This is a genomic window from Pseudomonas multiresinivorans, from assembly GCF_012971725.1.
In the GTDB taxonomy this organism is placed as follows: domain Bacteria; phylum Pseudomonadota; class Gammaproteobacteria; order Pseudomonadales; family Pseudomonadaceae; genus Pseudomonas; species Pseudomonas multiresinivorans.
Genome location: NZ_CP048833.1, coordinates 5,293,169 through 5,307,748, shown reverse-complemented (window position 1 = coordinate 5,307,748; position 14,580 = coordinate 5,293,169). Strand labels below are relative to the sequence as shown.

The 14,580-nt window shown below is 65.1% G+C and carries 4 protein-coding genes; 1 reads left to right on the top strand and 3 read right to left on the bottom strand.

Annotated elements, in window-relative coordinates; translation table 11 throughout:
* Nucleotides 1–178 precede the first annotated feature (178 nt).
* From G4G71_RS24295 to G4G71_RS24285, 3 genes are all read right to left on the bottom strand, one after another.
* Nucleotides 179–1,537, bottom strand: a complete 1,359-nt coding sequence (locus tag G4G71_RS24295; protein ID WP_401039084.1) for an HlyD family type I secretion periplasmic adaptor subunit — start codon at nucleotides 1,535–1,537, stop codon at nucleotides 179–181.
* A complete protein-coding gene (locus G4G71_RS24290) occupies nucleotides 1,537–3,699 on the bottom strand; it encodes a type I secretion system permease/ATPase (RefSeq protein WP_169942781.1) in 2,163 nt (720 codons plus the stop codon). The genes G4G71_RS24295 and G4G71_RS24290 overlap by 1 nt, the downstream gene beginning before the upstream one ends.
* A gap of 177 nt (nucleotides 3,700–3,876) precedes the next feature.
* Nucleotides 3,877–5,166, bottom strand: a complete 1,290-nt coding sequence (locus G4G71_RS24285; protein WP_401039087.1) for a TolC family outer membrane protein — start codon at nucleotides 5,164–5,166, stop codon at nucleotides 3,877–3,879.
* A gap of 548 nt (nucleotides 5,167–5,714) precedes the next feature.
* On the opposite strand from G4G71_RS24285, the gene G4G71_RS24280 reads away from it, so the two are divergent.
* Nucleotides 5,715–14,546: a retention module-containing protein gene (locus G4G71_RS24280; protein ID WP_169940800.1), complete on the top strand. Its 8,832-nt coding sequence runs from the start codon at nucleotides 5,715–5,717 to the stop codon at nucleotides 14,544–14,546.
* Nucleotides 14,547–14,580: the final 34 nt, after the last annotated feature.

Sequence of the window (14,580 nt, the reverse complement as noted above, 5' to 3'; positions counted from 1 at the left end):
CTAACCCTCTCCCTGAAGGGAGAGGGGACTGTCCCGAGTGAGGGGAGTTTTTGAGCTGGCCGGACGCGGTTGTATGAATGAAGCGCCAGTGTAAAAGCTCGCTTGTATAGCTCCCTCTCCCTTCAGGGAGAGGGCTGGGGAGAGGGCAAACCCCTGCTGCGAAGCCCGACCAAAAAACTCACCGCTCCCGCAAAGCCTCCCACCGAGCCTTGAGCACCGGCTTCAATATGTAGTCCAGCACGCTCTTCTCGCCGGTGATGATGTCCACCGTCGCCACCATGCCCGGGATGATCAGCAGGGGCTTGGCGTCGGTGCCCAGGTGGTTCTTGTCGGTGCGCACCTGGATCAGGTAGAAGCTGTTGCCCTTGTCGTCGGTGATGGTGTCGGCGCTGATCATTTCCAGCTTGGCCTTGAGCCCGCCGTAGATGGTGTAGTCGTAGGCGGTGAACTTCACCGTGGCCGGCTGGCCGGGGTGGAGGAAGGCGATGTCCTGCGGGCGCACCCGCGCTTCCACCAGCAGGTTGTCCTCCAGCGGGACGATTTCCACCATGTCGTTGCCCGGCTGCACCACGCCGCCGATGGTGTTGACCTTGAGCTGCTTGACGATGCCGCGCAGGGGCGCGACCACCAGCGTGCGGTTGACCTTGTCGTCGATGGCGCGGCTGGTGGCCGTGAGCTTGTTGAGGTCGGTGCGGACGTCGTTGAGCTCCTTCAGCGCATCGCTGCGAAAGCCCAGCTTCGATTCCTCGACTTTGCGCTGGATCTCGTTCACCGCTGCCTCGGCGCGTGGGATGGCGAGGTTGGTGGCGTTGAGGTCGCCGCTGATTTCCACGGCGCTGCGGCGCAGGCGCAGCAGTTCCACCGGGGACACCGCACCGGCCTTCACCAGCGGCTCGGACATGTTGATCTCCTGCTGCACCAGGCCAAGGCTGGAACGGTATTGCTGGGTCTTGGCGCGGAACTCCTGCAGCTCCTGGGTCTTCTGCCGCAGTTGTTCCTGAAGAATGTTCAGCTCGCTGTTCTGCCGCTGAATGCGGGTCTGGTAGAGCGCCATCTGGTCCTCCACGACCTGCGGTGCGGCTTTCTTCAGGTCGTCGGTGAAGTCCGGTGCACGCCCGTCCGCTTCCGCTTTCAGGCGCTCCACGCGGGCCTCCAGCGAGTTGCGGTCGGCCTCGGATTCGCCCTTGTTGGAGGAGAAGCGGGTGTCATCCAGGCGCAGCAGTGGCTGGTTCTTTTCCACTACCTGGCCTTCGCGGACGAAGATTTCCGAGACGATGCCGCCCTCCAGGTTCTGGATGGTCTGCACCTTGGACGAGGGGATGGCCTTGCCTTCGCCCTTGGTGACTTCCTCGATGTCGGCGAAGTACGCCCAGGTGATGGCCGCCACCAGCAGCCCAAGTGCTGCCCAGAGCGTGATGCGCGTGGCGTTGGGCGAGTCTTCCAGCAGGGTGCCCTGCACCTCGGGCATGAATTCGGTGTCGCGGGCGCCGTTGCCGCCCAGGTAGCCGCGGATCGATTGCGAAAAGTGCATGGCCATTACCCCGCTGCCGGGCCGACGTGGCCCTTGCGCAATGCTTCGATGACCGCGTCTTTCGGGCCGTCGGCGACGATGCGGCCGTTGTCGAGCACCAGCAGGCGGTCGACCAGGCTGAGCATCGAGGTGCGGTGGGTGACCAGCAGCAGGGTCTTGTCGCGGCAGGCCTCGTGCAGGCGCTTGCGGAGGATCTCCTCGCTGCTGTTGTCCATGGCGCTGGTGGGCTCGTCGAGCAGCAGGATCGGTGGGTCGAGCAGCAGCGCGCGGGCCATCAGCACCGCCTGGCGCTGGCCGCCGGAGAGCAGTTGGCCGCGCTCGCCCACCGGCCGGTCGAAGCCGGCCGGGTGCTGCCGGGCAAGTTCGCTGACGCCGGTCAGCTCGGCCACTTCGAGCATCCGCGCATCGCTGACGTAGCGCGCGCCGAGGGTCAGGTTGTCGCGCAGGCTGCCGGCCAGCAGCGGCAGGTCATGGGCGACGTAGCCGATCTGCTGGCGCAGGTCGGAGACGTCGAGCTGGCGCAGGTCCAGGCCGTCCAGCAGGATCTGCCCTTCGTCCGGGTGATAGAAGCCCATCAGCAGGCGGCCGAAGGTGCTCTTGCCCGAGCCGCTCTTGCCGATGATGCCGATCTTCTCGCCGGGGGCCAGGCGCAGGCTGACGTGATTCAGCGCGGGGCTGGTCTGTTCCGGATAACTGAAGCTCAGTTGGCGGACCTCCAGTGCGCCGTGCAACTGGGTGCGCTCCAGCGGGCGCTGGCGGGCCTGGCGTTCCTGGGGCAGTTCCATCAGCGCGTCGGTGCTCTTCATGGTCAGGCGCGCCTGCTGGTAACGGGTGATCAGCCCGGCGATCTGCCCCAGCGGAGCGAGCACGCGGCTGTTGAGCATGTAGCTGGCGACCAGCGCGCCGACGCTGAGATTGCCGTCGAGGATGCTGTAGACCCCGGCGCAGATCATGGCCATGCCGGCGAACTGCTGGAGGAACAGGGTGCCGTTGGTGGCCAGGGCGGAGAGGAAGCGCGCGTGGTTGTCCAGCCGTGCCAGCGCGCCATGGGTAGCTTCCCAGCGGTACTGGCGCTCGCTCTCGGCGCCGCAGGCCTTGAGGGTTTCCAGGCCGCCGAGGGTTTCGATCAGCAGCGCCTGGCGTTCGGCGCCCAGGGTCAGGCTCTTCTGCACCGTGTCGCGCAGGCGGCTCTGGATGATCAGGGCGAAGACGATGGTGAGCGGGAAGGCCAGCAGCGGGATTGCAATCAGCCAGCCGCCGAGCAGGCCGATGACCAGGATCATCAGGATCGAGAAGGGCAGGTCGATCAGGCTGGTCAGGGTCAGCGCGGTGAGAAATTCGCGCAGGCCCTGGAAGTCATGGATGCTCTGGGCGAAGCCGCCGATGGTCTCGGGCTTGGCCTTGAGCGACATGCCGGTGATGCGTTCGAACAGGGTGGCGGACAGCACCACGTCGGTCTTCTTGCCGGCCATGTCCAGCAGGTTGGAGCGCAGCACGCGCAGCAGCAGTTCGAACATCGTTCCCAGCAGCAGGCCGGCCGCCAGTACCCAGAGGGTCGAGATCGCCTGGTTGGGCACCACGCGGTCGTAGGTCTGCATGACGAACAGCGGCACCAGCATGCCCAGCAGGTTGATCAGCAGGCTGGCGACCAGGGCATCGGTATAGAGCCAGCGCGAGAGCCGCAGGGTGTCGCGGAACCAGGCTTCGACCCGCGGCACCAGCGGTTTTCGGGCGGCCTCCAGTTCGTGGCGCGGGCGGGCGAATAGGGCCTGGCCGCTGTACTGGGCGGCCAGTTCGTCGGCGCTCACGGCCTGCTCGCCGCCTTCGGTTTCGCAGGGCAGGATCAACGCCTGGCCGTCGTCGCGCCATTGGCGCAACACCGCGCTGCGGCCGTCGTTGAGCAGCAGCAGCACCGGCAGGTTCAGGCTGGAAATGCTCTTCAGCTCGCGGCGCAGCAGTCGCCCCTGCAGCCCGGCACGTGCGGCAGCGCGCGGCAGCAGGCTGGCGGACAGGCGCTGGTTGGGCAGCGGCAGTCCGGCGGCGAGGCTGTTGCGACTCACCGCGCAACCGTGCAGGCGGCAGAGAATCAGCAGGCCGTCGAGCAGGGGATCGTCATGGCTCAGGCGCGGATCGCCCGGCGCGGGTGCGCCGCGCTCCTGGATGATCATGGTCACGCTACTTCCTCCCGGGCCGGGCCAGCCCACGCCAGCAGCAGCCGGCGAGCACTTGCAGGTGCTCGCCGGCCCTCGCCGGACGCCGGGTTTTCCGTGCCCCGTCGTATCGCTTCACGGTCGCCTCCCCAAGGCTGGGCAGCGTGGGGCAGGCGGCGAATGTGTGCGACTTTCTTATTTCAGGTCAGGCAGGCGTGCCTCGTTCTTCACGTCCGACAGCGCCACCGACTCGTGGGGCGCTACCACATGCTGGGAGCGCAGCAGCGAACCCATGCTGCCCAGCACGCGGTACATCGAGTATTCCTCGGTGTAGCGCACTTCGGTGTAGCGGCGGTTGGCGGTGAACAGTTCGTTCTCGCTGTCCAGCAGGTCGAGCAGGGTGCGCTGGCCGAGGGTGAACTGTTGCTGGTACGCCTCGCGCACCTTGCGGGTGTAGTCGGCGTATTCACGGGCCGGCTGGGTTTGCTTGCGCGAGTTTTCCATCGCGTCCCAGGCCAGCGAGAGGTTCTCGTTGAGCAGCCGCAGCGCGTTGTTGCGGATGTCCTGGGCCTCGCCGATCTGGTGCGAGGTGGCATTCAGGTGAGCCTTGTCGCGCATCCCGTTGAACAGGTTGTAGCGCATCACTACCTGGGCTTCCCAGCTGTTGTAGTGGCCTTCGTCGCCGTCGACGTTGTTGTTGGCCGCCTTGGCCAGCTCCGCGTCGAAGCGCGGATAGAAGGGCGCCTTGGCCGCCTCGTACTGGGACTCGGCGGCATTCACGTCAGCCTGCGCCGATTTCAGCAGCGGGTTGTCGCTGAGCATGCCCTGGCGGGCGCTCAGCAGGTCCGGCGGCACTTCGGCCTTGACCGTGGTAGGCATTTCCAGCTGGTCGGGCATCTTGCCGGTGGCGCTGTAGAAATTCGCCTCGGCGTCGGCCAGGTTCACTTCCTCGGTGTAGAGGTTGTTCTGCGCCAGGGCCAGACGGGCGATGGCCTGGTCGTTGTCCGCGGTACTGCCGACGCCACGCTCGCTGCGCAGGCGAATCTGATCACCGATGCGTTCGTGGGCCTGCAGGTTGTTCTTCGCCAGGGTCACCATCTCGCGGCGCTTGAGCACTTCGAGGTAGACCTCGACGGTGCGCAGGGCGGCGGTCTCGGAGGTGCCGAGGATGCGGAAGGCCTTGGAGTTGACGTTGGATTCGTTGCGCTTGACCTCGTTGGGTGTGCCGAAACCGTCGAACAGCATTTGCCGCAGACGGATTTCCGCATCACCACGGGTCAGGGTTTCATCGTTGTGATTGCCCGCCGCGCGAGTGGTCGGGCTGTCGGTGTTCTCCCGGCCGTATCCGGCCACGAGATCGACGGTTGGCAGATAACCTCCCCTGGCAAACTTGAGTTCTTCATCCGCGGTCAGGCGACTGTTCACGCTCTGACTGATCTCCGGGTGGTACTGCAGCGTGCTTTGTATAGCTTCAGTCAGCGTCATTGCCTGCCCATGGGCCCCTGACACCGCCAAAAATACACCGCTCCATAGTGCCGCGTTACGACTGCGCATGGCTTTGCTCCTGGTGTTCTGTACTTCGATGCTCTTGAATCGCCAATTTATTGGCTTTTTTCTCTTATCAAGCGTTTCACGCCTGTAACATCAGAGCTAAGAACAACTTTTCGAAAACCTCAGAAGAATTTTTCACATGGGTTATTCGGAAAAAATCTTATGAGTCATGTGAAAAACCGCACATTGTTTGAACGTGCAAGCCCTCGTATTTCCTGGGTATGGGCAGGAAAGGCGCTTGCAAACGAAGCCAGGTACGGTTTGTAGCAGTTAGGGCGGGGACCACCGCAGAAGGACAAGAAAACGCGTGGCCAGCATGACAGAAAATTGTCGCTGGCTTTTTGATACCCAAACGCTACCAGTCCTTCTCGCACCCTTCGCAGCTTTCGTAGCGGCATCCGGATACAAGCGTGCCATGGCCTGTTCAGGTTACTTGCGTGTCGGTGGAACCGGCCGCGGACAGTGCAGTGGAGGAAGGACTCATGGCTACTTTGATGGGTGTCGTCAGCAAGGTAATCGGCGAAGTGTTTGCGGTAGCCGCCGATGGATCGCGTCGTCCTTTGGAACAGGGAGACAAGGTTTTCGTAGGCGAGCAGCTGGTCACCGGCGCCAATGGCGCGGTGGCGCTGAAGGTCGCAGGCGGTGGTGAGATCACCCTGGGCCGCGACAGCGCCCTGCCGCTCACCTCGCAGATGCTCGCCGCTGCGCATCAGTCGCAGAACGGTGACGAGCAGGTAGCGCAGCAGCCAGCTCCGCCGAGCGCGAAAGACACTGCCGACGTCAAGGCCCTGCAGGCCGCCATCGCCGCGGGCGCCGACCCGACCCAGCAGGCCGAAGCCACTGCCGCAGGTCCCCAGGCGGGCAATGCCGCCAATGGCAAACCCGGTGGCGGGCACTCCTTCGTATTGCTGACCGAGGTGGGGGGGCATATAGACCCTGACATCGGTTTCCCCACCGGGCCGATTGGTTCCGGGCCGCTGCCCCTGCGTGAATTCGACGGTGTTCCGCAACCACGCGCCGAGGCCGTTACGCCGCCGGAGGTCCTGCCGCCGGATGGCCAGCCGAGCGCTGGCCCCAACGGTCCTGGCACCGCCAACGTATTCGAGGCCGGCCTGCCCGGCGGGATTCCCGATGGTGCAGGCGAAGGCGCGACCTTCACCGGCAGCCTCGGCTACAACTTCGGCTCCGATGGTGTTGGCAGCTTCGCCTGGGGAACCGCCGGGCTGCCCAGCCTGACCTCCGGTGGTGTCGCCATCACCTATAGCGTCAGCCCCGACGGCCATGTATTGACCGGTAGCGCCAACGGCGCGCCGGTGTTCACCGTGACCCTCACCGATATCAATACCGGCGCCTTCGAAGTGACCTTGCTGCAGCCGGTGGATCATCCGGTCAAGGGCAGCGAAGACACCCTGACCTTCGATATTCCCTACACCATCACCGATGGCAACGGCACCCCGGCCAACGGAACCCTGACCGTGGGCATCGTCGACGATGCTCCGCAGGCCGGCCTGTCCGCCGACAATGGCGTGGACGTGCTGCTGCAGACCCACGACGCCAACACCGCTGGCGCGGCCTTCGATACTTCCACCGCCGACTACAGTTCGGCCTTCCAGGTCACCGCCAACTACGGCGGCGACGGCGCCGGCAGCACCCAACTGACCTACAGCCTGAACCTGGTCGGCGGCAACGGCGCCAACTCGGGCCTGACCAGCGGTGGCGCCACTATTTACCTGTACAGCGTGGGTGGTGCCATCGTCGCGTCCACCTCCGCCAGCGCCGCCGGCATTACCGGCGAGAACACCGTGTTTTCGCTGTCGGTGAATGGCAGCGGCGTGGTTACCCTGACCCAGTACAGCGCCATCGACCATGCCCTGCCGGGCAGTGAAAGCGGCTATGCCAGCCAGACTGCGGTGCTCGATTCCGGCCTGGTGCAACTGCAGGGCAACCTGACGGTCACCGACCGCGACGGCGACAGCGTCTCCTCCAGCAGCTCCATCGACCTCGGTGGCCGGGTGAGCTTCACCGATGACGGCCCGACCATCGCCGTGGGCAATACCGAAGGCCTGCATCTGACCGTGGACGAGACCAACCTCGGCCAGGACGCCACCAGCAGCGTGGCGGTGGGCGATCTGTTCAACGCCCAGTTCGGCGCCGATGGCGCCGGCACTGTGACCTACAAGGTCAGCACGACCGACAATACCGACAGCGGGCTGAAGGACACCGCCACTGGCGACAAGATATTCCTGTTCAACACCGCCAATGGCGTCGAAGGACGTGTGGGCGGTGCCGACGGCGCGGTCGCCTTCCGAGTGACCCTCGGGCAGGACGGCAAGATCACCCTCGACCAGGTGCGAGCATTGGTGCATCCGGACGCCACCGATGCCAACGACCCGCTGAGCGTGGGCGAAGGCAAGATCACCCTGACCGCCACCGTGACCGACGCCGACGGCGACCACCAGAGCGCCGGGCTGGACCTGGGCAGCAAGCTCACCTTCCTCGACGACGGTCCGCGCATCTCGCCGGTCGAAGGCGGCGATATCCACCTCACCGTGGATGAGAGCCAACTCGGCCAGGCCGCCACCAGCAACTCCGTCGCCGACCTGTTCAACGGCCAGTACGGTGCGGACGGCGCCGGCTCCATCAGCTACAAGCTCGAAGCCGCGGACAACACCGATAGCGGCCTGAAGGACACCGCCACGGGTGAGCGGATCTTCCTCTACAACACCGCCAATGGTGTGGAAGGGCGCCTTGAAGGCACCAGCACGGTGGCCTTCCGTGTCACCATCGACGGTGACGGCAAGGTTACCCTGGAGCAGTTGCGGGCCCTGGCCCATCCCGATGCCAGCGATCCCAACGATGCGCTGACCCTGGCCGGCAAGATCGCCCTGACCGCCACCATCACCGACAAGGATGGCGACAGCGCCACCGCGCAGATCGACCTGGGTGGCAAGCTGACCTTCCTCGACGACGGCCCGAGCATCACGCCGTGCCAGGACGCCGACATCAAGCTGACCGTGGACGAGACCCACCTCAACGTCGATGCCACCAGCAGTTCCAGCGTTGCCGATCTGTTCAGCGCGCACTTCGGTGCCGACGGTCCGGGACAGATCACCTACAAGGTCGGCACCACCGACGGCACCGACAGCGGCCTGAAAGACACTGCCACCGGCGAGAAGATCTTCCTCTACAACACCGCCAGCGGCGTGGAAGGGCGGGTCGGTACTTCGGCGGACGTGGCCTTCCGCGTCACCCTGGGCAGCGACGGCAAGATCACCCTCGATCAGGTCCGCGCCGTGGTGCATCCGGACACTGGCAATGCCAATGATGGCGTCAGCCTCGACCCGAACACCGTCACCCTGACCGCCACCATCACCGACAAGGACGGCGACAGCGCGCAGGCCCACATCGACCTGAGCGGCAAACTGACCTTCCTCGACGACGGCCCGAGCATCGCGCCGTGCGAAGATGCCGACATCAAGCTCACCGTGGACGAAACCCACCTGGGCGTGCCGGACACCAGCAGCGCCTCGGTCGCCGATCTGTTCACCGCCCACTTCGGCGCGGACGGTGCCGGCGAGATCACCTACAAACTGGCTGGGGCCGACAACACCGATACCGGTCTGAAGGACACTGCAACCGGCAGCAAGATCTTCCTCTACAACACCGCCAGCGGCATCGAAGGGCGCCTGGAGGGCACCGGTACCGTGGCCTTCCGTGTGTCCATCGACGGCGACGGCAAGGTCACCCTGGAGCAGTTGCGCGCCCTGGCGCACCCCAATACCAGTGACGCCAACGATGCGCTCAACCTCAGCGGCCAGGTCACCCTGACAGCGACCATCACCGACAAGGACGGCGACAGTGCCAGTGCCCATGTCGACCTGGGCAGCAAGCTGACCTTCCTCGATGACGGCCCGAGCATTGCCCCGTCGAGCATCTACGACATCAGCCTGGAAGTGGACGAGTCCGACCTCTCCAACGACGCCCGCGTCGAGTCCAGCCTGGTCTCGCTGCTGTTCGAGACGCACTTCGGCGCCGACGGTCCGGGCAGCATCACCTATAAGGTCAGCACCGTGGATGGCACCGACAGTGGCCTCAAGACCACCCAGGGCGAGTCCATCCTGCTGTACAACGTCGACGGCACCGTGGTCGGCAAGGTCCAGGGCAGCGGCGCGATCGCCTTCGTGGTCAGTGAAGACCAAGGCGCGCTCATGCTCGACCAGCGGCTGGCGCTCAAGCATCCGGACACGAGCGATTCCGACGATCCGCTGCGCCTGGAAAGCGGCAAGATCACCCTGACCGCCACCATCACCGATGGTGACGGCGACAAGGCTTCGGCCCATGTCGACCTGGGCAGCAAGATGGTGTTCTACGACGACGGTCCGCGCATCGAGCCGTGCACCGATGCCGATATCAAGCTGACTGTGGACGAGACCAAACTGGGTGTCGACGCGCAGGCTTCGGCGGGTGATGTCTCTGCACTGTTCACCGGCCGCTTCGGCGCCGATGGCGCCGGCGGAATCACCTACAAGGTCACCACCACAGACGGTACCGACAGCGGCCTGAAAGACACCGCCACGGGTGGGAAAATCTTCCTCTACAACACCGCCAACGGCGTCGAAGGGCGCGTGGAGGGCACCAACCTGGTGGCCTTCAGCGTGAGCCAGCAAAACGGGGTGATCACCCTCGACCAGCAGCGGGCACTGGTACACCCGGTGACCACCGATGCCAATGACCCGCTGAGCATCGGCGCCGACAAGATCACCCTTACCGCGACCATCACCGACGGAGACGGCGACCATGCATCGGCCAGCATCGACCTGGGCGGCAAACTGACCTTCCTCGACGATGGGCCCAGCATCCAGCCGTGCACCGATGCCGACATCCGCCTGGTGGTGGACGAGAGCAACCTCGCCAGCGATGCACGGGTCGAAGCGCCGCTGGTGTCGGAACTGTTCACCGCCAGCTTCGGCGCTGACGGCGCCGGTTCGGTCACGTACAAGGTCAGCACCGTGGACGGTACCGACAGCGGTCTGCGCGAAACCGCCGGCGGCGCGCGCATCCTGCTGTTCAACGACGGCAACGGTGTGGTGGGCAAGGTCGAGGGCACTGGCGCCATCGCCTTCGTGGTGCGCCCCGATGGCGGTGCACTCACGCTGGACCAGCGTGTCGCCTTCATCCATTCCGATACCCATAACGACGATGAAGCCCTGAGCATCGCCAGCGGCAAGATCACCCTGACCGCCACCATCACCGACAAGGATGGCGACAGCGACAGCGCCTCCATCGATCTGGGCAGCAAGCTGGTGTTCCACGACGACGGGCCGAGCATCGTGGCCAACCAGGCCAATGGCCCGGCCCTGGTGGTGGACGAGAGCAACCTGGGCGCCAATGCCAGCGCCACCGTCAGCAGCCTGTTCACCAGCCACTACGGCGCCGATGGCGCGGGTTCGCTGGTGTACAAGGTGGTCGCTGCGCAGGATGGCAGCGACAGCGGCCTGCGCGTCACCAATGGCGACAAGATCTACCTGTACAACGAAGGTAATGGCGTGGTCGGCCGGGTCGGCGGGCAGGGTGGGGCGGTCGCCTTCACGCTGACGGTGAACAACGGCACCGTCACTCTCGACCAGCAACTGGCGCTCAAGCACCCCGATGGCAACAACCCGGATGACGCGCTGAGCATCGCCAGCGGCAAGATCAGCCTGACGGCCACCATCACCGACGGCGATGGCGACTCCCACAGCGCCAGTGTCGAACTGGGCAGCCAGCTGAGCTTCCATGACGATGGCCCGAGCATCACCGCCAGTGCGCAAGGCGCACCGGCCCTGGTGGTGGACGAGACCAACCTGAGTCTCGACGCCAGCGCCAACATCACCAGTCTGTTCACCAGCAGCTATGGCGCCGACGGTGCGGGCTCGCTGGTGTACAAGGTGGTCGCGGCGCAGGACGGCAGCGATAGCGGGCTGCGTGTCACCAACGGCGACAAGATCTACCTGTACAACGAGGGCAATGGTGTCGTCGGTCGAGTGGGCGGAGCCAACGGCGCCGTCGCCTTCACGCTGACGCTGAACAACGGCAGCGTGACCCTCGACCAGCAGATGGCGCTCAAGCATACCGACGCCACCGATCCGGATGATGCGCTGAGCATCGCCGGCGGCAAGATCAGCCTGACCGCCACCATCACCGATGGCGACGGTGATTCGAAGTCCGCCAGCCTGGACCTGGGCAGCAAGCTCAGCTTCCACGACGACGGCCCGAGCATCACCGCCAATGCCGCTGCGGCACCGACTCTGACCGTCGATGAAACGCACCTGAACGTCGATGCCACCGCCAACTTCAGCACGGCGTTCACCGCCAATGCCGGCGCGGACGGCGGCAGCACGACCTACAGCCTGAGCGCGACCACGGGCACCCAGAGCGGCCTGCAGACCACCGACGGGCAGAACATCGTGCTGGTCAAGGTCAGCGCCACCGTGGTGGAAGGCCACGTCGGCAATGCCAGTGGCGCAACCGCCTTCACCCTGACGCTCGACAGCGGCACCGGCGTGGTCAAGCTCGACCAGCAGCTGGCGCTCAAGCACCCCAACGCCAGCGACCCGAACGATCCGCTGAGCCTGGCCATCGGCAAGATCGGCCTGGTCGCCACGGTGACCGACGGTGATAACGATACGAAAACTGCCAGCATCGACCTGGGCAGCAAGCTCAGCTTCCTCGACGATGGCCCCACCGCAGTAGATAATTCGCCGCGCTGCCTGGTACAGCAGGCGCCGCCGGCGGTGAACCTGACCCTGGTGGTCGACGTTTCCGGCAGCATGGCCGGCGACAAGCTGAGCAACGCCAAGGCGGCCCTGGTCAACCTGGTGCAGCAGTATGCGGCCATGGGGATTGCCATCCATGTGTCGCTGCTGAGCTTCGCGGCCACGGCCAAGGACCTGGGCGACTTCAACTTCACCGGCACTTCCGACGCGCAGTACACGGCGCTGGTCAACAAGATCAACGGCCTCAGTGCCGACGGCGAGACCAACTACCAGGCCGCCCTGGACCTCGCGAAGACCAATGTCACCTCCGACATCACCGTCAGCGGCCATGATCCGGCGGCGATCAACCGGGTGTACTTCATCTCCGATGGCGAGCCCACTGTTGGCAACACCAACACCGCAATCACCCAGTGGAAGGCCTTCCTGGCCAACCCGGACGGTGACGGCAATGACGCCACCAACCATGTGGATGCCTATGCCGTGGGGCTCGGCGCCTCGATCACCGATGCGGACCTCAAGGGCGTCACCAATACCGGTGACCCGATCATCGTCACCAAGCCCAGCGACCTGACGGCCACCCTGCAGAACCTGGTGACCATCGATTCGGTGAGCGGCAACCTGCTGGCCAACGACGTGCCGGTCAGCGCCGACGGCACCGTGCGCATCACCCAGGTCGAGTTCGGCGGCGAGAAGTTCGCGGTGGATGCCGCGGGCAACCTCACCAACGAGAACCCCAACGCCACCACTGCAACCGGCAGCTATAACGCCAGCAGCGGCCTGCTGACCATCCAGACGGTCAACGGCACGCTGACCGTCTACCTCAAGGACGTGACCGGTCACCAGGCCGGCGACTACAGCTATGCCTCCAAGGCCGGCGTGGCCTTCCCGGAAAGCGGGCAGATCAGCGAGGTGTTCAAGTACACCATCGTCGATGGCGACGGCGACACTGCCTCGGCCAACCTGAACATCTGCCTGAAGTACGGCCAGCCGATCCTGGTGGTGGGCAGCAACAGCGGCGACGTGGATGGCTCGACCATCCTGCACACCGTTCCCAGCCCGCTGGATGCGGACAAGGCCGGGCAGATCAATGGCAGCGGTGGCAACGACGTGCTGATCGGCGATGCCGGCGGGGTCTCGGTCTACACCCAGCCGGGCAAGAACTACAACATCTCGCTGATCGTCGATACCTCCGGCAGCATGGCCGACCCGTCGGGCAGCAACATGTCGCGCATGGCCCTGGCGAAGAACGCACTGGTCAACCTGGTGAACACCATCAAGGGCCACGACGGCGTGATCAACGTCAGCCTGGTGTCGTTCTCCGACTCCGCCAAGTCGGTCACCTTCAACGGGTTGAGCACCGCTAACGTGGCTGCGCTGATCGCGGCGATCAATGCGCTCGGCGCCGACGGTGCGACCAACTACGACGACGCCATGAAGAAGGCATCGGCGTGGTTCAACACCCAGGTGACTACCAACCATGCCGATGCGGCCCATGGCTACATCAACCTGGCGTTCTTCCTCACCGACGGCAACCCGACTGTCTCCAACACCGACTCCGGCAGCGGCAACAGTACCAATTACGGTGACATGAACAACGCACTGGTGTCGGGCAACGACATGCTGCATCACGCCGGTACCCTCATCGGTGATAACGCGGTGCACGTCAATGCCATCGGTATCGGTAGCGGGATCAACAGCGACTACCTGAAGTACTTCGACAACACCGATACCACCGGGACCTCCTCGATCAACGTCGATGGCCAGACGCTCACCAACACCGTCGGCCAGCCGCAGATCATCAACACCGCCGAGCAATTGCAGGCAGCGCTGCAGGAGGGCTTCAGCACCAGCACGCCGGTCACCGTGGGCAACGACCACCTGGTCGGCGGCTCGGGCAATGACATCATCTTCGGCGATGTCATCAACACCGACTCGCTGGCCTGGGCCGGGCATGCCGCCGGATCGCACAACGGGCAGGGCTACCAGGCGCTGGTGGACTACCTGACCGCCACCAACGGCAGCGCGCCGACGGTCGCGCAGATCACCAACTACATCGTCCAGCACGCGGACCAGTTCAACGTCGCCGGCGATACCCGCGGTGGCAACGACATCCTCGAGGGCGGCGCCGGCAATGACCTGATGTTCGGCCAGGGCGGCAACGACAAGCTGATCGGTGGCCCCGGCGACGACATCATGTACGGCGGCACCGGTGCGGACGAGTTCATCTGGAAGTCGGGCGATACCGGGCACGACGTGATCAAGGACTTCAGCATCGCCGAAGGCGACACGCTGAACCTCGCCGACCTGCTGCAGGGCGCATTGCCCACCGCGGATTCGCTGTCCCACTACCTGTCCTTCTCGGTCAACTCGGGCACCACCAGCATCGCCGTCAGCCCCTCCGGTGGCGGCGCCGCGACCCAGACCATCGACCTGGCCAACGTCGATCTCTCCGCCAAGTACGCAGGTCACGCCGGCAGCGGCGTGCTCTCGGCGGGGGATACCCACACCGTGCTCAACGGCCTGCTGGGCGACCACGCGATCAAGACCGACACCGTCTGACCGGCGCAATACCGGTCGAAACCGCCGCCCCCGG

Coding starts and splice junctions, on each gene's coding strand:
- G4G71_RS24280 (WP_169940800.1), top strand. CDS start 5,715: ATGGCTACTTTGATGGGTGTCGTCAGCAAGGTAATCGGCGAAGTGTTT.
- G4G71_RS24295 (WP_401039084.1), bottom strand. CDS start 1,537: ATGGCCATGCACTTTTCGCAATCGATCCGCGGCTACCTGGGCGGCAAC.
- G4G71_RS24285 (WP_401039087.1), bottom strand. CDS start 5,166: ATGACGCTGACTGAAGCTATACAAAGCACGCTGCAGTACCACCCGGAG.
- G4G71_RS24290 (WP_169942781.1), bottom strand. CDS start 3,699: ATGATCATCCAGGAGCGCGGCGCACCCGCGCCGGGCGATCCGCGCCTG.